The sequence below is a fragment of the Haloarcula mannanilytica genome, from assembly GCF_005406125.1.
Taxonomy (GTDB): Archaea; Halobacteriota; Halobacteria; order Halobacteriales; family Haloarculaceae; genus Haloarcula; species Haloarcula mannanilytica.
Genome location: NZ_BIXZ01000001.1, coordinates 789,659 through 806,886, shown reverse-complemented (window position 1 = coordinate 806,886; position 17,228 = coordinate 789,659). Strand labels below are relative to the sequence as shown.

Annotated in this window: 16 protein-coding genes; 11 read left to right on the top strand and 5 right to left on the bottom strand. The window is 65.6% G+C overall.

The genetic code is table 11. From position 1 onward, the window contains the following. Positions 1–64: 64 nt before the first annotated feature. From Harman_RS04045 to Harman_RS04000, 10 genes are all read left to right on the top strand, one after another. Positions 65–994 carry an ArsA family ATPase gene (locus Harman_RS04045; RefSeq protein WP_137682526.1) on the top strand — a complete coding sequence of 310 codons (930 nt, stop codon included), beginning with the start codon at positions 65–67 and terminating at the stop codon, positions 992–994. 112 nt (positions 995–1,106) lie between these two features. Next, positions 1,107–2,846 carry a glutamate--tRNA ligase gene (locus tag Harman_RS04040; RefSeq protein ID WP_137682525.1) on the top strand — a complete coding sequence of 580 codons (1,740 nt, stop codon included), beginning with the start codon at positions 1,107–1,109 and terminating at the stop codon, positions 2,844–2,846. Positions 2,847–2,998: 152 nt separating this feature from the next. Further along, positions 2,999–3,370 carry an Hsp20/alpha crystallin family protein gene (locus Harman_RS04035; RefSeq protein WP_137682524.1) on the top strand — a complete coding sequence of 124 codons (372 nt, stop codon included), beginning with the start codon at positions 2,999–3,001 and terminating at the stop codon, positions 3,368–3,370. Positions 3,371–3,466: 96 nt separating this feature from the next. Next, entirely contained in the window at positions 3,467–4,432 is a 966-nt protein-coding gene (locus Harman_RS04030) for an alpha/beta hydrolase (RefSeq protein WP_137682523.1), read from the top strand. A 49-nt stretch (positions 4,433–4,481) separates the two neighbouring features. Then, positions 4,482–4,811: a 4Fe-4S dicluster domain-containing protein gene (locus Harman_RS04025; protein ID WP_053966083.1), complete on the top strand. Its 330-nt coding sequence runs from the start codon at positions 4,482–4,484 to the stop codon at positions 4,809–4,811. Positions 4,812–5,005: 194 nt separating this feature from the next. Further along, positions 5,006–5,860 carry an electron transfer flavoprotein subunit beta/FixA family protein gene (locus Harman_RS04020; protein ID WP_137682522.1) on the top strand — a complete coding sequence of 285 codons (855 nt, stop codon included), beginning with the start codon at positions 5,006–5,008 and terminating at the stop codon, positions 5,858–5,860. A 2-nt stretch (positions 5,861–5,862) separates the two neighbouring features. Further along, positions 5,863–7,527, top strand: a complete 1,665-nt coding sequence (locus Harman_RS04015; RefSeq protein ID WP_137682521.1) for an electron transfer flavoprotein subunit alpha/FixB family protein — start codon at positions 5,863–5,865, stop codon at positions 7,525–7,527. Further along, positions 7,520–9,181, top strand: a complete 1,662-nt coding sequence (locus Harman_RS04010; RefSeq protein WP_137682520.1) for an FAD-dependent monooxygenase — start codon at positions 7,520–7,522, stop codon at positions 9,179–9,181. The genes Harman_RS04015 and Harman_RS04010 overlap by 8 nt, the downstream gene beginning before the upstream one ends. An 11-nt stretch (positions 9,182–9,192) precedes the next feature. Further along, entirely contained in the window at positions 9,193–9,552 is a 360-nt protein-coding gene (locus tag Harman_RS04005; protein ID WP_137682519.1) for a hypothetical protein, read from the top strand. Positions 9,553–9,620: 68 nt separating this feature from the next. Further along, on the top strand, positions 9,621–10,352 hold the full coding sequence (locus Harman_RS04000; protein WP_137682518.1) for a GNAT family N-acetyltransferase: 732 nt from the start codon (positions 9,621–9,623) through the stop codon (positions 10,350–10,352). A gap of 4 nt (positions 10,353–10,356) precedes the next feature. On the opposite strand, the gene Harman_RS03995 is transcribed toward Harman_RS04000, so the two are convergent. From Harman_RS03995 to tmcA, 5 genes are all read right to left on the bottom strand, one after another. Then, positions 10,357–11,328 (bottom strand): LLM class flavin-dependent oxidoreductase, encoded by a 972-nt coding sequence (locus Harman_RS03995; protein WP_137682517.1) that lies wholly within the window; start codon positions 11,326–11,328, stop codon positions 10,357–10,359. Between the two features lie 79 nt (positions 11,329–11,407). Continuing rightward, positions 11,408–13,009: a class I adenylate-forming enzyme family protein gene (locus Harman_RS03990; protein WP_137683128.1), complete on the bottom strand. Its 1,602-nt coding sequence runs from the start codon at positions 13,007–13,009 to the stop codon at positions 11,408–11,410. A gap of 123 nt (positions 13,010–13,132) precedes the next feature. Then, the gene (locus tag Harman_RS21395) at positions 13,133–13,297 is read right to left on the bottom strand and encodes a hypothetical protein (protein WP_200830820.1); all 165 of its coding nucleotides are present in this window, start codon (positions 13,295–13,297) and stop codon (positions 13,133–13,135) included. Beyond that, a complete protein-coding gene (locus Harman_RS03985) occupies positions 13,294–13,791 on the bottom strand; it encodes a DUF456 domain-containing protein (RefSeq protein ID WP_137682516.1) in 498 nt (165 codons plus the stop codon). The genes Harman_RS21395 and Harman_RS03985 overlap by 4 nt, the downstream gene beginning before the upstream one ends. Beyond that, the gene (gene tmcA, locus Harman_RS03980; protein WP_137682515.1) at positions 13,788–16,025 is read right to left on the bottom strand and encodes a tRNA(Met) cytidine acetyltransferase TmcA; all 2,238 of its coding nucleotides are present in this window, start codon (positions 16,023–16,025) and stop codon (positions 13,788–13,790) included. Before tmcA ends, Harman_RS03985 begins: the two co-directional genes overlap by 4 nt. Positions 16,026–16,113: 88 nt before the next feature. On the opposite strand from tmcA, the gene Harman_RS03975 reads away from it, so the two are divergent. Then, positions 16,114–17,127 carry an NAD(P)H-dependent flavin oxidoreductase gene (locus tag Harman_RS03975; RefSeq protein ID WP_137682514.1) on the top strand — a complete coding sequence of 338 codons (1,014 nt, stop codon included), beginning with the start codon at positions 16,114–16,116 and terminating at the stop codon, positions 17,125–17,127. Positions 17,128–17,228 lie beyond the last annotated feature (101 nt).

Here is a 17,228-nt window from a genome sequence, read left to right as displayed (position 1 = left end):
CGCGTTTTCCGACCCTGAATGGTGCTGGTCAGCTACTAAGACCGACCAGTCCTAACACTGTCACGTGACCCGATTCCTCCTCTACGGCGGCAAAGGCGGCGTCGGCAAGACGACCGTCGCCGCGGCGACCGGCCACCGGCTGGCCGAAGCGGGCTACGAGACCCTAGTCGTCTCCACCGACCCCGCGCACTCGCTTGCCGACGCCGTCGAGACGGCCGTCGGCGGCGACCCCACGGAAATCAGGTCGGGACTGTGGGGCGTCGAGGTCGACCCACAGACCGGCATCGACCGCTACCGGTCGCTGTTCGAGGCGCTGGCGGCGGAGTTCGACGACGCCGGCATTCGGATGGACGAGGACGAGATCGCCGAACTGTTCACCTCCGGCGTGATGCCCGGCAGCGACGAATTGGCGGCCGTCGAGGGCATGGCGACATATATCGAGAGCGACCGCTGGGACCGCGTGGTGTTCGACACCGCGCCGACCGGCCACACGCTCCGCCTGCTCGACCTGCCGTCGGTGATGGACCGGGGTGTGGCGACGGCGATGGATCTCCGGGACCAGGTCCGCCGGAAGGTCACCACCGCTCGGACCATGATGTTCGGCCCGATGGCGAGCCGGCGCGACGACGGCCCGGACGACTTCACCGCGATGCGCGAGCGGATGGAGCGGGTCGGCACGGCGTTGCGGGACCCCGAGCGGACGGCCTTCCGGGTCGTCACCATCCCCGAGACGATGGCCGTCCGCGAGACGGAGCGGCTGGTCGGGAAGCTCCGGGAGTTTGACGTGCCGGTGACGACGCTGGTGGTGAACAAGGTCATCGAGGACGCCGGCGACTGCAAACGCTGTCAGGGGAAGCAGGCGGTTCAAGAAAAGTCGATTGCACAGCTCCGAGAGTCACTGCCCGACCTTGATATCTGGACGGTCCCGGACCAATCCGGTGAGGTGACCGGAATCGAGGCCCTTGAGAAGATAGGGCCGCATCTCGGTGGGTGAGCAAAGCGGCGTGCAGTAATGAGCATCCGCACGAGCGAAGCGAGCGAGGAACGGCGACGCTGAAAAAGGTGGTCCGACGGCGTTTTGACCCTCGCAGTCGCAGGTTCCGGTAATGGACGACGAGCTGCGAGACCGAATCAGGGAGGCGGCGGAGACGAACGCCCTCCTCAACGCGGTCAAACACGACAGTGAGGCACAGGTCGGGGCGATAATGGGACCGCTCATGGGCGAGAACCCGGCGTTCCGCGAGCACGGCGACGAGATTCCGGGAATTATCGCGCCGGTCGTCGAGCGCGTCAACGGCATGGACGCCGAGGAACGCCGCGAGCGCCTGGCCGAATTGGCCCCGGAAAAGCTCGAAGAACTGGAGAGCGAGGATGAGGGCGAGGACCACCCGTTGCCGGACCTGCCCAACGCTCACGACTACGACACCGTCCGGATGCGGGTCGCACCGAACCCCAACGGCCCGTGGCACATCGGCCACGCGCGGATGGCCGCTGTCGTCGGGACGTACAAGGAGCGCTACGACGGCGAGTTCATCTGCCGCTTCGACGACACCGATCCCGAGACCAAGCGGCCGGATCTGGACGCTTACGACGCAATTATCGACGCCATCGACTACCTCGGCTTCGAGCCGGACGACGTGGTCAACGCCAGCGACCGGGTCGAGACCTACTACGACTATGCCCGGGAACTCATCGACAAAGGCGGGGCCTACACCTGCTCGTGCCCGCAAGGCGAGTTCTCGGACCTGAAGAACAACGGCGAGGCCTGTCCCCACCGCGAGAAGGACGCCGAGACCACCCGAGCGGAGTTCGAGGCGATGGTCGACGGCGAGTACGACAGCGGCGAGATGGTGCTGCGGGTCCGGACTAACATCACCCACAAGAACCCCGCGCTACGGGACTTCGTCGCCTTCCGGATGGTCGACACGCCACACCCGCGCGAGACGGCGGCCGACTATCGCTGCTGGCCGATGCTGGACTTCCAGAGCGGGCTGGACGACCACCTGCTGGGCGTGACCCACATCATCCGCGGCATCGACCTGCAGGACTCCGCGAAGCGCCAGCAGTTCGTCTACGACTACTTCGGCTGGGAGTACCCCGAGGTCATCCACTGGGGCCACGTCCAGGTCGACGCGTACGACGTGCCACTCTCCACCTCAAGCATCGCCGAACTCATCGCAGACGGCGACCTCGCGGGCTGGGACGACCCGCGAGCGCCGACCGTTGCCAGCCTCGAACGGCGCGGTATCCGCGGGGAGGCCGTCGTCGACGCGATGATCGAACTCGGGACCTCCACGTCCAACGTCGACCTCGCAATGTCCTCGATCTACTCGAACAACCGCGACCTGATCGACGACGACTCGGACCGGGCCTTTTTCGTTCGGGACAGCGACGACCACGGTGGCCTCGTCGAGCGCCAGATTGTCGGTGGCCCGGACACCGGCGAACCGCCGCTGCACCCGGATTACGAGGATCGCGGCCGCCGGGAGATTCCGGTGACCAGCGGCGTCGTCGTCGAGGGCGACGACCTACCGGACCACGGTGAGCGGGTCTGGCTCAAGGGGTACGGCTGCGTGCGCCACACCCGCGACGCCTTCGAGTACACCGGTGACGACATCGACGCCGTCCGCGAGCAGGGCGTCGACGTGATTCACTGGGCACCCGCTGACGGCCCCGAACTCCGCCTGCGGACCATGGACGGGGATGTGTCGGGCGTGGCTGAACCCGGCCTGCTCGACTACGACGCCGACGACGTCGTCCAGTTCGAGCGCATCGGCTTCGCCCGCCTCGACGAGGTTGCAGACGACTCGGACACAGAGTCCGTCGCGTATTTCGCCCATCCCTGACACGGTCGCGCCGTCGGCTCGTTTCGCCCCGATACCGCTTCCGTCTCATGGTCTTCGCGAATGCGGTATCTGGTGTGTTATCATCTGTCAAAATTAGCAAAATTTTTGTCGAACCGCAACACTAGTGTCAACTGGATACGAGGTGATGGCCAATGGCACTGCCAACAACCACACCGAGTTCCTGGATGCGCGGTCTCGATCTTCCGTCCCGCCTGTTCGAAACCGGTAGCGACGACTACGAACTGTACGAGGAGGACGACGAGTTCGTCCTCAACGTCGAACTCCCAGGCTTTGACGTCGGAGATATTGATGTCTCCTGGGACGACGGCATGTTGAACATCGCCGCCGAACGCGAGGACGAACAGCGCGGCGAGCGCCGAACGTATCACCGACGCTTCCGGTTCCCCAAGCGCGTTGACGACGAGCGCATCGCCGCGAACTACACGAACGGCATCCTCGAAGTGCGCCTGCCCGTCGAGACGGGCGCGACGGCCCGCGGCAAGCAGATCGAGATCGAAGGCTAACCGTCGGGCCACAGGCGTACCGCTCGATAACTGCGTTCTCTCTTTGTTCAGCGGAATAGCGTCGGGCTTAAGCCGGAGACGGCCCGACTGCAACCCGTGACAGACCCCGCTCCCGAGTCGGTAACCGTCCAGCGAGACATTCCGTTCCACGAGGCGGACGGTGAGACGCTGACGCTCGACCTGTACGACTCGCCAGCGACCGGCGGCCCGAAACCGGTCGCCGTGCTCGTCCGCGGCGGCGCGTTCACGTTCGGCGACAAGGGGGAGTTTGCCCGGCACGCGCTCGACCTCGCGGCGGAGGGCTTTCTCGTTATCGAGCCCCAGTACCGCCTCGCACCGGAGTGGACGTTCCCGGCGGCGCTGGTCGACGTGAAGGCCGCTATCGAGTGGGCCAGAACGGAGGGGGAAAGCTACGGCGCGGACACTGACCGAATCGTTGGCGTTGGCCACTCGGCGGGCGCGAATCTCGTCGTTCTGGCGGCGTTGACAGCGGACGAACCCGGGTTCGAACCCGAACTGTACCCCGGGGCGTCCTCGTCGCTGTCGGCCGCCGTCGGCTACGCCGGCGTCTACGACTTCCACGCCATCGACACCCCCACTGACGTTGAAGCAGACGCACCCCACCGAGCGTATCTCGGCGGCCGACCCGACGACGAACCAGCGGCCTACGAACTCGCCTCGCCGGTCGCACAGGTGGACACTGACGCGCCGCCGACGCTGCTGCTTCACGGCACCGAGGACAGTGTCGTGCCGCCGTCCCAGTCCGAACTGCTAGCCGACGCGCTCGGACCGATGACAGACGTGGTTCACGAGACGGTCCCCGCCGACCACGGGTTCCCGTTCCACGGAGCCCACTACGACGACGTGTACGAGCGGACCGTCGAGTTCCTCCGGCGAGTCGGCATCGCTGGCCCGGACACCGCCGACGCGACTGGCCGGACCGAGGACGCTGGTTTGCCCGGTGGCGATCCGCCGGGACCAGCTGACGGTATCGACGGCTCGGGACCGATAGACGGCAGAGACCCGAACGGCCCGGACCGCCGCGATGGCCCGGAGTTCTGACGCACAGGTCGAAACGTTAAGTATCTCGCAAAAGTGAGATAAGATACCAATGGCCATAGACCCGGAGTTCGAGGAGAACCGCGACGTTGTCGAACAGCACGACGGCCACGACGTCTGGGGGCCGGTCGAGGAACCCGAGGAGCTGGGCATCCACGGCACACACGTTGCCGTCGACTTCGACATCTGTATCGCCGACGGCGCGTGCCTGGAAGACTGCCCGGTCGATGTCTTCGAGTGGGTCGACACGCCCGACCACCCGGAAAGCGAGATCAAGGCCGACCCCGCGCACGAGGACCAGTGTATCGACTGCATGCTCTGTGTCGACGTGTGTCCGGTCGACGCTATCGACGTGGACCCAGGCCGGGCCGGTCGTATCTAAGCCGGCAAAGCCGCTGTTTTCGCAAGATAGCTGTATTCCTGGCCTGACAGATCAACGGCCGTAGCAGCCGGTTCGGTTGCCTCCAGAGCGCTGTCCGCATCTGCCCCACTGCCCTCGACCTATCACACAGAATTGTAAACATACATTTATTATCTTTTCCTGTGTGATATACGCTCACGAGGGTCGTGATACATATGCACACAGTCGTCATGACGAAGGGCGTTCCGGACTTCCGCGAGGGACAGGTATCGTTCGACGAGGAGGGGCATCTCGAACGGGGGAAGACACCGACGGTGATGAATCCCAACGACAAGCATGCGCTCCGTGCGGCGTTCCAGACGAAGGTGCGCAATGGCGGGCACGTCTCACTGATGAGCATGGGGCCGCCGGGGTACAAAGAGGTCCTGCAGGAGGGGATGAGAGACGTGTACGCCGACGACCTGTATCTCCTTTCGGACCGCGAGATGGGGGCCGCGGACACCTGGGCCACCGCGATGACCGTCGCCACCGGCCTGCAGAAACTGGCCGACCAGCCCGACCTGGTGTTTGCCGGGTTCAAGACGGCTGACGGTGAGACCGGCCACACCGGACCACAGACCTGCTGGTGTCTGGACTGGCCGATAATCACTCACGTCCTCTCGCTTGATATCGACGAGGACGCCGGTACGGTCCGGGCAAAACGGCTGGTCGACGGCGACATCTCCGAAATCGAGACGGTCGAAGCGCCGATGCCGTGTTTCATTGTCGCGGACCCGGAGTTCGAACCGACCTACCGGCGGGCCAGCCACCGGCTGAAACACAAGGACCTCCGCGAAGAGACCCAGGAGCGGGCCGAGGAGTACGAGGAGTCCCTCACGGTCTGGGACCACGAGGACCTCAACCTCGACCCGGACTACATCGGCCTGGACGGCTCGCCGACTATCGTCTCCGGCGTCGATCCGATTCCGAAGGCCCCCTCCGAGCGGGAGGCGACGATGATTGAAGCCGACGACAGCGAGGCGCTGGAACCGGTACTGGATGAACTGACGCCGTACGCGGCAGGTGACTGACCATGCCTGATATCGACCCCACAGAACACGAAATCGCCGAGCTAGGCCCGAAGATCAAGGACATCGACGACGCCGACGAACTGCGGGCAATGCTGGAACTGGAGGAAGCCGGCGAGGACCGAGTCCCGGTCAAGACGCTCATCGAGGACCGCATCGAGAAAGTCGAAAGCGAAGACGACGGCGACATCGACCCGGAAACCGTCGACCTTTCCGACCTCACGGTCGCCGACGTGGCGAACATGGTGCGAGATGTCGACGACGCCGACGTGCTTCGGGATTTGCTTGAACGCGAGAAGGCGGGCGAGGACCGCAAGACGGCCAAATCACAGATAGAGGGCCGCATCGAGTCCGTCGAAGGAACCGAGGAAGCCGAGGGCGAGGAGGCGACGGAGGTCGAGTACGTCCCGCCGGAAGAGAAATACCCCGAACTCGACCACCCGACCAACGACAAGCAGTGGGTCGAGGGCACCGTCGGCGCGGAGTACCGCGACATGTGGGTGTACTGCGAGACCCAGGCCGGCGAACTCGTCGATGTCTCGAAGGAGATGCTCGGGAAGGCCCGAGAGCTGATGGACAGCTACAACGAGGACTATGACGAGGACGAGCGCGTCGTCGCCGTCCTCATCGGGGCCGACGCGGGCGACCACGTCGAAGACGTTATCGCCTACGGCGCGGATCTGGTGGTGTATCACGAGGACCCTCGTCTAGAGCGGTTCCGCCACCAGCCATACACTGAAATCTTCTGTGACATGGCCCGGGCCGGCGGCGACCTCGCCGCCAAGGGCCGCGAGGAGGTCGACTGGAAAGCGTACCACGAACCGCGTTACACCGTCTTCCCGGCGACAAACAACGGCCGGGACCTCTCGGCGCTGGTCCAGGGCGAACTCGACTCCGGGCTGGCCTCGGACTGTTCGGGGCTGTACATCGAGAACGCGATGATTTCGAATCCCGCGAAAGTCGGCACCGCCGGTGACAAAAAGGAGTTCGAGCGCGTGCTGCACATGAAGCGTCCGGACTTCTCCGGGTTCGAGTACTCGACGATTCTCTGTATCGACAAGCCCCACCGGGACTTCCACCCACAGGGTGCCTCGGTCATTCCGGGGAGCTTCGAGATGCCCGACCCCGACTTCGAGCGCGAAGGCGAGGTCGTCGATTACGAGATGGAGTTAGACGACGACTGGTTCAAAGTTGAGGTCGAGGAGTACGACCGCCTCTCGGGCGGCGTCGACCTCACCGGAAACGACGTTGTTGTTGCCGTGGGTCGCGGCATCGGCGACGACCCGACGGAGGGCATCGAACTGGCACTTGATCTCGTGGACGCCTTCGACGACGCCGACCTGGGGCTCTCACGCGGCGTCATCACCTCGTCGTACTCCTTCGACGGGCACGTCGAGCAGTACGTCACCGAGGAACGCCAGATCGGCGAGTCCGGGCAGGAGGTCGAGCCGGACGTGTACATCGCGGCGGGCATCTCCGGCGCGATACAACACAAGGTCGGCTGCGACGAGTCCGACACCATCATCGCCGTCAACACCGACCCGGACGCGGACATCCGGGACTTCTCGGATTATCTCATCGAGGGGGACCTCTTCGAAGTGCTGCCGCAGTTGACCGAGGCGGTCGAAACCGGTGAACTGGGCGCGATGATGGAGGCCAGTGATGACTGATTCCTACGAGGAGTACGAGGCCGTCGTCGTCGGCTGTGGCCCGGGCGGGGCTGCTGCGGCGGCGACCCTCGCCCGGAACGGCGTCGAGACGCTGGTTCTCGAACGCGGCGTTGACGCCGGTTCGAAGAACGTCTCGGGCGGACTCATCTACGCAGAGGAGTCGGCCCCCTACACCATCGACGGGCTGTTCCCGGACTTCCGCGAGGAAGCCACGGAGCGGCCGGTGTCCGAGAACATCATCCACAACATCGCCGGCGAGAATGTGAAATCCTTCGACATCGGCGATTTGCACCACCACGACACGGCGTGGGCCGATTCCGTGTTGCGCCGGAAGATGGACTCCTGGCTCGCCCAGCAAGTCCACGAGCGCACCCGCGAGACCGGCGGCGGCCTGCTGACCGAGGTCCACGTCACCGGCCTACTGCGCGAGCGAGGCGAAATCGTCGGTGTGACGACCGAGGAACTGGCCCCCATCAAGGCCGATATCGTAGTGGCCGCCGACGGCGTCAACTCCGAACTCGCCCGTGACGCCGGGCTGATGGACTGGGAGGAGCCAGAGGAGTGGTTCCAGGGTGTCAAGGCGGTCGTCGACATGGAGCCAGAGATCATCAACGACCGCTTCGACGTGGCACCGGACGACGGCGCGGCCCACCTGTTCTCGGGCGACCTGTTCGACGGCGTCCGCGGTGGCGGGTTCCTCTACACCAACGAGTCCTCGCTGTCTATCGGCACGGTGTTCCACCTCGACTCTATCGCCGAGGAACGCGCTGAGCCACACGAACTGCTCGACAGCCTGCTCACGCATCCGCTCATGGCCCAGTGGCTCGGTGACGAGTACGACGAGCGCGAGTACAGCGCGAAGCTCGTCCCGGACTCGAAGAAGGCGGCCCACCCCTCGCCGCACAAGGACCGCCTCGTGCTGGTCGGCGACGCCGCCGGCCAGATGCAGGCCCAGGGGCCTATCATCAAGGGCATGAACCACGCCGTCACCGCCGGGGCGCTGGCTGCCGAGGCGTTCGCCGATGCTCGGGCGCGCGGTGACCCGTCACAGGCCGGCGAGCTGTACGAGAAGAAGCTCCACGACGAGGGCGTGATGGACAAACTCCGTCCGACCGGGTACAAGGTGTTCGGACGGCTCGGCGAGGTCGGTCCCGTTGACGACCTCTCGAACGCCATCGCAGACTCCGCTGTCGGCCGGTTCGGCGTCCGGGCGGCCTCGGAGCTGCTCGAACGGGCCTACTCGTCGCCGCGCATGGTGTCGATGATTCCCGACACCAAACTGCCCTACGTGACGCTGCCGACGGTCATCGCAGAGGAACTGGGCGAGCCGGTGACCGACGAGAACACCGTATCGCCGCCGGACCTGGCCGACCGTATCGGCGACCTGACCTACGACGTGGGCGACCCCCACATCGAACTCCTCGACAAGTCCTTCGAGGCGTCCGGCACCGCCGTCACCGCCTGCCCGGTCAGCGCGAAGGACTTCGGCGGTGGCTGTTACCGCGACGAGATGGTCCAGACGAACGGGAGTCAGGAACACCTCGTGAGCCTCGACACACAGCCCTGCGTGGAGTGTGGCACCTGCGCCATCGTCGCTGACACCGAGTGGGAACACCCCGCCGGCGGGAAAGGTGTCGAGTTCAACGAGGGCTGATCCGTTCGGCGATGAGCCGCCAGTACGGCGACCGCATTCAGGACCTTTCCCGCCGGGCCGAGCAGGTCCGCGAGTCGCTGGACCCTGACCCGCCGGATGACGAGCGCGCGATGGAGATTCTCCGGGAGGGATTCGGTCCGACGGTGGCTCTGTACTGCGAGGCCCGCACGGGCGGGTCATGGGTTCGGTTCTCCGACGCGGAGTTCGAGCGACTGGAGCGGACGATGAACGACTGGCTGGACTGTTATGCCGCCTGCTACGGGGTGGAATTAGCCGGCACCTACTCTGTCAGGGCGGCCGCCGAATTACTTGTGGATACGCACAACGCTCGGGACGTAGCGGTGCTTCTGACCGGCGTTCCGGAGCAGTAGAGAGTCTTTACCGAGACATACATGGTTTTTGATAAAGGATTAAGTACTGTCTCGTGGTAACGGATACCATGGAGCTAACAGAGCCGCTGCAGTTCGACCACGAGGACAGACGGGACATCTACGAGCACGTCGAATCGCACGGGTCTGTCGAGCCCAGAGCCGCCCGGTCGGCGCTACAGATGGATCCGCGACCCTTCGGCCATCACGTCGCGATACTCAAACGCGACGGCATGCTGGAGGAAATCGATGGCGAACTCCGCGTTGCCTACAACGACACTGTTGAGGAGGTGTTCGAGGCCGACGACATCGAGTTCACCATCCGACAGGCCCGCCAGGAGGACCTGACCGGCCTCGTCGGGGCTATTCGGGCCGCCATCGGCGGGGGCGAGTACGTCGATGCGGAGACCGTCGCCGACGTAGTGGACAGTGAGGGCGTACTGCTTCGGCACAACGAACTGGAGTCACGCATCTTCTTCGTCGCCTGCATCAACGACGATGTGGTGGGCTGGGTCCACCTCAAACATCCCGAAGTCGAGAAGCTCCGTCACACCGCGGAGCTGACGCTGGGCGTCCTCGAACAGTACCGCGGCCACGGCATCGGCTCCCAGTTGCTCGCCCGGGGCACCGAATGGGCGGCGTCGAACGGCTACGAGAAGCTGTACAACTCTATTCCCTCGACGAACGAGGACGCCATCGAGTTCCTCGAAACCCACGGCTGGGATATCGAAGCCGTCCGCGAGGACCACTACAAGTTCGGCGACGACTACGCCGACGAGGTGATGATGGCGACCGACCTGTAGCGCCCTATTTCCCCAGTTCTCGAATCGTCTTCCGAGCCAACTCTCCGTCGACCTGCTGTGGCACAGTTAGCAGGAGCTTATCGAGGACAGCCCTGTCCGCGACCGCATCCCGTTTCTCCCGCGCCTGTTCCGGCGTCCCGGCGATACCGAGATCAGCCGTCATCTCGTCGGTGACGAGGTCCGTCGCCTCGCCGCGATCTCCCGCCTGCCAGGCGTCAGCGATGCGTTCGGCGCGGTCCGGATACGTCTCCGCCACCGCACGGCGGTACCCCTCGCCGCTGCCGACGTAATAGGCGATATGCTGCCGGAGTTCCTCTGTCGCCTGTTCGGCGTCCTCGTGGACCACCGCCGGCACGTACGGCGCGACGGTGATCTCGTCGGGGTCGCGGTCGGCATCGCGTGCGGTCTCGGCGATGTACTCGAACGCCGAGTCGAGTTCGGAGAACGGGATCATGTGCGGGAGCCAGCCGTCGCCGAGTCTGGCGACGACTCGCCTATTTGCCGGGCCGAGGGCGGCGTGATACACCGGCACGTCACGATCGAGCGGCGGGACGCCGTTTACCGACACCACCTCGCCGTCGTAGCTCACCCGCTCGTCGTTCGTCATGAGCTGTTTGACGATGTCGATGGTTTCGTGGGCGCGACGGACCGGCCGCTCGAACTCCATACTGTGCATGTTCTCTATCGACCGGGCCGTGCTCGTTCCAAGCCCCAGCACCGCCCGCCCGTCCGAGACCCTGTCGAGGGTCGTCGCCGTCATCGCCAGCACGGCCGGCGACCGCGAGAAGACGTTGAGTATGGCCGTCCCGAGTTCGATATCGTCGGTGCGGGCCGCGATGTCCGTGAGTTCGACGACCGAGCTGGCCCCCCACAGTTCGTTCAGCCAAACCGAGTCGTAGCCGTGGGCCTCGGCCTCGACGGCCAGGTCGATTGTGCTGTGGTCTTCGACGCGTGGCACGACGACTCCCAGATGCATGGTCCAATCGACCGCCGGAACCCTAATAAAGAATCGTGTTAGTCTTGCGACGGCGGGTGGTTCTCCGTCTCCGATGGGTTCATTCTTGGCCGATCATCCGCTCTTGCTCGTTCCAGTACTCCTCGCGGAGTTCATACTTCTGGATCTTGCCGGTCGCCGTCTCAGGCAGCGAGTCCCGGAAGTCGACGCCGGCGGGGACCTTGTAGCTCGCGACGCGGTCCCTGAGGAAATCGAGTATCTCCCGCTCGGTCGGGTCGCTGTCGGCCGTCGGGACGACCAGCGCCATCGGCGTTTCGCCCCAGTCTTCGCTCGGAGCCGGAATGACTGCAGCCTTCAGAACATCGGGGTGGTCGTACAGTTCGTCTTCGAGTTCTATCGAGGAGATGTTCTCGCCGCCGGAGATGATAATGTCCTTCCGGCGGTCCATGATCTGTATCATCCCGTCCTCGTCCCACGTCGCGAGATCGCCGGTGTGGAAGTAGCCCTCGACGCGGTCCGAGAAGGCCTCCTCGGTGATCTCGGGCTTGTTGAGATAGCGGTCCATCACCTGGTTACCCTGCACCACGACCTCGCCGATAGTCGTCCCGTCGCGTGGTACGTCGGTACCGTCCTCGTCGACGATTCTGATGTCGGTACACAGCGCCTCCGAGCCCTGCTTGACCTTGATTTCCCGCCCTCGCTCGGCAATGCGCCGCGGGGAGTTGCTGGTCGTGATTATCGGGGCCGTCTCGGTCAGGCCGTAGATGTGGATGATGCGCCAGCCGAACTCGTCCTCGACGCGCTCGATGGTCGCCGTCGCCGGAGCGCTGCCGGCCGTGGCGATTCGTACGTCGCGGTCCCCCTGCGTCTCGATTTCGCCGTCGTTGGCCCGGTAGTGCTGGATGAGCTTGTTCAGCACGGTCGGCGCGCCACACATGAACGACACGTCGTACTCGCGGACCCGGCGGAAGGTGTCCGCGGCGTCGAAGGTCCGCTGACAGACGTGGGTTCCGCCGGTACCGGTGATGGCGTAGGTGTGGCCCCAGCCGTTGCAGTGGAACATCGGCAGCGTCCAGAGGTACGTGTCGTCGTCCCGGACCTCCATATGCTGATTGAGCACGAGCGCGTGCCAGCTCTCGGTTCGGTGGGTCCTGACGACGCCTTTCGGGTCCCCTGTCGTTCCGGAAGTGTAGTTGATGCTGGCGTCGTCGTCCTCCGAGATGTCAGGCCGGTCGGGCTCGGCTGTCGGGTGGCCGTCCAGCAGCCCGCTGTAGTCCTCCCACTCGCCGTCGATGCGGTCGGCCTCGTAGCCGATGAACGTCTCCACGGGAACGTCGTCGCGTACCGGCTGGACTTTCTCGGCGAAGTCGTAGTCGGCGATTACTGTCGAGGCCGCACAGTCGTTCAGTATATACTCGATTTTCGCGGGGTCGAGCCGGTAGTTCAGTGGGACGAACACCGCGCCTAGCTTGTTCGCCGCGTACAGTGTCTCGATGAAGTAGTGTGTGTTCGGCGCGAGGATTGCTACGCGACTGCCGTCTGTGACTCCCCGTTCGGAGAGCGCGTGTGCCAGTTGATTGACCCGCTCGTTCACTTCTGCGTACGTGTAATCGGTGCCGTCGTGGGCAACGACGCCAGTCACATCGTCGTAGATGTCGGCTGCACGGTCGATGAAGTCGGTGGTGAGCATCTCACGTTTCATGGTAACATGACCCATTTGCCACGTTCACGTCCAATTATTATTATATTTTCTTCATAACAAGTCCCCTAGTCTCTCCCGTCGGTTCCGTCGTGGGCACCAATCTGATGCAGTGACACGCCACAGCTACGGCCACTTGTCCTCGTGGCCGTCCATCGGTGCGGGGACGACGCCGTCTTTCTGCGCCCAGACGCGGGCGTGGCCCGGGCAGACTTCGCGGTTAGCGTCCCAGGGAATGTGGAGTTCGACGGCGGCCTCGTTCTCACAGCCGTCCTCGGCACAGCGGGTCATAGCACCGCGACGGCAACCATCGTGACCAGTATCGACGCCGTCAGCAGGGCCTGGACGACACCAGAGGCCAGCATACCGATTGTTGTGACGAGCGCGGCCTTTGCGCTCCCACGGATGTCGTCCTGCCGGTAGAACTCGACGACGAACACCGTGCCGGCGACACCAAGCAGGATGCCGAGCGGGCCGGTGACGAAAAAGAGGACGAGCGCCACGACGCCGGCGAGCACTGCCGTCCAGTTCGACGCCCCGCCGACGCGCGCTGCGACGGCCCCGCCCGCGATGTCGACGGCCCACGTCAGCAGGCCGACCAGCGTCAGCAGCGCCAGCAGGACCGTTCCGGGCTCGGTCATGCCGCTGGCGACCCAGTAGAGATAGACGCCGGCGAGCGAGACGAGCGCGCCGGGGACCTGGGGCGTGATGCTGCCGATGACGCCGCCGACCAGTAGCGCGAACGCAAGCACGAACAGCAGCGTTTCGAAGCCGAGCAGGCTCATTGGTGTCTGTCGAGTTCCTCCTGTACCCAACGGTCGCCGTACAGACGCGTCAATCTTTCGACTATTCCCCCGAGCGTGCGCATACACTCCCGCTCGGAGACGAACGCCAGTTCCTCGGTGACAGCCGACCAGGGACGGCCCTGCAGGACCTTGCGGACGAGCAGGCGTTCCTCCCGCGCTGAGAGGGCAGTTGGGTCGGCCGGGTCCGAGAGGTGTCGGCGGGCGAGGTCGCGGAACGGAGCGGGATTCGTGTCGAGAATCGACGCGCCGCCGGGGACGCCGGCAATCAGTCGCCACTCCCACGCAGAGAGCGAGAGCGTCGGCTCCCAGTCGGTCGCGCGAAGCACTGTCCGAACCACGTCGGGGTCACAGTCGTCGAGCGGGTCTGACAGCACCGCAGCGATGCGGTCCCGGAACCACCCACCGTGGCGCGTCGCAAGCGCCGCCCCGTCGTCTGAACACGGGTCGAGCATCACGACGGAGTACTCGCCGCTGGTCGCGTTCCGCGAGGTGGCGAGGTGGACAGTACTGTAGCCGTTTCGCGTCCAGAAGCGGACGAGGTCCGGCGTCGCGCCGTAGCCGACGCCCAGCCAGTCCACTCGCTCGGCGAACTCCGCTTTGATTTCCGAGAGGAGTTTGGAGCCGAGTCCGCGGGACCGGACCGCGGCATGGGTCGCGATGCGGAGGACCCGCTGGCCGACCGGAACCCCGGCGGCTTCGTCCCGGAGCTGTGTCGACAGCACGTCCGGAAGCATGTTCCCCCGGACACGCCCGCCCTCGTACATCGTGGCCCGTGTTTCCGCTGAGAGGCCACCCTCCTGCGCCAACAGCGCGACCGCGACGACGTGACCCTCGTGGGTCAGCGCCCGGACGGTGAGGTTCGGCGCATCAAGCAGTCGAGCGAGGTCCGAGGGCTCCGTCCGGTAATGCGCCAGCACGAGCAGGCCGAAGACCTCCCGAAGCAGGTGTTCGTCGGCACGCAGGTCCGCGGCCGATAGCTGCTGATACGCGATGGTGTCCGGCGTCGCATCCGAGATAAGCTGGTCGACCGGCGGGCGGGCGTCCAGCAACAGCGCCCGGAACGCCCACACCTCCACGGGGTCGGCGTCGCTGTACCGGATCGGCGTTGTCATCGACATGTCGGTGACGGCGTGGCCGCTTTCGGCCAGGCGGTCCCGGAACCGCACGGAGAAGCCCCGGCCCGCCCCCTCGTACCCGTGAACAGTTGTGGTGAAGGCGACCGCCGGTGCGTCAAGGAACTGCTCCAGCCGTCGGACTGGCAGGGCCGCGGCCTCGTCGACGATGACCACGTCGGGGTCGTCCAGAAGCGTCGCGGCCTCCTCCGGCGGCGCGTACCGCACACAGCCCGCGCCCGCAAGGTCGAGTCGCTGGGGTTCCGACGCCCGGTCGCGTGTGAAATCGACGCCGAGCGTCTCCAATAAGTCCGCTGCCCGCGTGAACACCTCGCCGGCGCTCCGGTACTGCGGCGCTGTCACCAGCACGTCCCTGCCTTCCGTGGCGAGATTGCCGGCGGCCAGCCCGGCGGCGCTGGATTTCCCCCGGCCCCGGTCGGCTTCGACGACGACCGCTTCGCCGCCGGCCTGCAGCGTCTCGAACGCCTGGACTGCATCCCGCTGGTCGTCGGTGAGACACTGGGCGTAGGTCTCGGGGCGAAACTGCGCGTCGGCCGGCGGGATCGGGACGGGAACTGGGCGGCTCGGTGGCGGATTCGTCAGCCCGTCCTGCTCGACGGTGTCCGTATCAACGTTGACGATGGCGATGCCCCGGTGCGCTCGCAGCGTCTCCACGAACCGCCGGCGGAAATGACCGGTCACGTCCGCGACATCGAACGGCGGGACCGCAAGCGATTCGCTGAAGCCGTCGCGTTCCTCGGGCCACTCGTTCAGCGGCGGTGCGAGGAGCACGTAGAGACCGCCGCCGTCAACCGCACCGACGGTCCGCCCGACCGCGTCCGGCCGCAGTTCCTCGTGGGCGTCCAACACAACGGCCGTCCGGGTCCGCCCCAGCAATTCCTCGGCGCGGGACTGTTCGTGGTGTTCACAGTCGAGGAACGGCTCCGGGCCGACGACGGTCGTCTCCGCGCTGGGGATGGCTGCCGCGTCCAGCGCTGCCGCTGCCCGCTCCCGCGTTCGGTCGGGGTCGCCCGCCAGCACGAGTAGTCGCCGCTCGTCTGCGCGGCGGGCTTCCGCTCGGAGCGACCGCGCGATGTCCATACCGGTGGTGGCGGACGAGCCAGTATGGACCTGACGGTCACGGTGCTACCCAGGTACGCTTTTTATTGGACCGACCGCAGTGGCCGGCATGGATTCCCTCCAAACTCCACTCTGTGGCCAGGTCGGTATCGAGCATCCAGTCGTCCAGGCACCAGTCGGCAGCGTCTCAACCCCAGACTTGGCCGCGGCTGTCGCGGAAGCGGGCGGCCTGGGTATGCTGGCGATGTCGTGGCGCGACGCCAACGCGATTCGGGAGGCGTACACGGCAGCCACTAACGCGACCGACGGCGTCGTCGGCGTCAACGTCGTCCTCGACGAGTCGACAGGTGTCCTATCCCCGTCGGAATGTCTCAACGCCTGCTTGGACGCTGGCGCGTCGGTCGTCTCGTTTTCCTTCGGTGATGCAGCGCCGTACATCGACCGGGTTCACGAGGCCGGCGGCACGGCGATGGTGACCGTGGGCAGCGCTGCCGAAGCACAGGCGGCCGTCGACGCCGGAGCCGATATTATCGTCGCACAGGGCCGCGAAGCCGGCGGCCACGTCCAGAGCGACGTGACGACGATGGCGTTGCTCCCGCGAGTAGCCGACGCGGTTCCCGTGCCGGTCGTCGCAGCCGGCGGTCTCGGCGACGGTCGCGGCCTCGCGGCGGCGCTGACGCTTGGAGCCGACGGGGGCTGGTTCGGGACCCGGTTCGTAGCGACCGAGGAATCGGGCGCTCACGCATCATACCGGGAGCGCATCGTTGACGCGTCCGAGACCGCGACACGGCTTACTGACCTGTTCGACCGGGGCTGGCCGGACCAGCCACACCGGGTGCTTGAAACCGACGAGGTCAGGCAGCAGCGCGGGGCGGCTTCGGATGCGGTCGACGACGACAACGACCCCGAACGGGTCGCTCGGATGCCCGATGGCGAGCCAATCAGTCGGCTTGCTGATATGCCCCCGCTTGCGGGCATGTCCGGCGATGTCGAAGCCCTGCCCCACTATGCTGGTCAGAGTGCCGGCCTCACACAGGACGTACGACCCGCCGGCGAGGTGGTGACCCGACTCGTTTCGGATGCGAGGGCTGCGCTGGCCGATGCATCGGCGGCCATGGAATAGCAGACCACCCGACAACACCCGTGTGCCGGCCTGGCACGCGATTTCGGCTTCGAAAGCGCTTTTAGGGCCGGTGGCACAGAATGGGGTACAGCCTGCGCCGA

Excerpts from the sequence above, each read along its gene's own strand:
- Harman_RS04040 (WP_137682525.1), top strand. The coding sequence starts at position 1,107 with ATGGACGACGAGCTGCGAGACCGAATCAGGGAGGCGGCGGAGACGAAC.
- Harman_RS04035 (WP_137682524.1), top strand. The coding sequence starts at position 2,999 with ATGGCACTGCCAACAACCACACCGAGTTCCTGGATGCGCGGTCTCGAT.
- Harman_RS04025 (WP_053966083.1), top strand. The coding sequence starts at position 4,482 with ATGGCCATAGACCCGGAGTTCGAGGAGAACCGCGACGTTGTCGAACAG.
- Harman_RS04020 (WP_137682522.1), top strand. The coding sequence starts at position 5,006 with ATGCACACAGTCGTCATGACGAAGGGCGTTCCGGACTTCCGCGAGGGA.
- Harman_RS04015 (WP_137682521.1), top strand. The coding sequence starts at position 5,863 with ATGCCTGATATCGACCCCACAGAACACGAAATCGCCGAGCTAGGCCCG.
- Harman_RS04010 (WP_137682520.1), top strand. The coding sequence starts at position 7,520 with ATGACTGATTCCTACGAGGAGTACGAGGCCGTCGTCGTCGGCTGTGGC.
- Harman_RS04005 (WP_137682519.1), top strand. The coding sequence starts at position 9,193 with ATGAGCCGCCAGTACGGCGACCGCATTCAGGACCTTTCCCGCCGGGCC.
- Harman_RS04000 (WP_137682518.1), top strand. The coding sequence starts at position 9,621 with ATGGAGCTAACAGAGCCGCTGCAGTTCGACCACGAGGACAGACGGGAC.
- Harman_RS03995 (WP_137682517.1), bottom strand. The coding sequence starts at position 11,328 with ATGCATCTGGGAGTCGTCGTGCCACGCGTCGAAGACCACAGCACAATC.
- Harman_RS03990 (WP_137683128.1), bottom strand. The coding sequence starts at position 13,009 with ATGAAACGTGAGATGCTCACCACCGACTTCATCGACCGTGCAGCCGAC.
- Harman_RS21395 (WP_200830820.1), bottom strand. The coding sequence starts at position 13,297 with ATGACCCGCTGTGCCGAGGACGGCTGTGAGAACGAGGCCGCCGTCGAA.
- Harman_RS03985 (WP_137682516.1), bottom strand. The coding sequence starts at position 13,791 with ATGAGCCTGCTCGGCTTCGAAACGCTGCTGTTCGTGCTTGCGTTCGCG.
- tmcA (WP_137682515.1), bottom strand. The coding sequence starts at position 16,025 with ATGGACATCGCGCGGTCGCTCCGAGCGGAAGCCCGCCGCGCAGACGAG.
- Harman_RS03975 (WP_137682514.1), top strand. The coding sequence starts at position 16,114 with ATGGATTCCCTCCAAACTCCACTCTGTGGCCAGGTCGGTATCGAGCAT.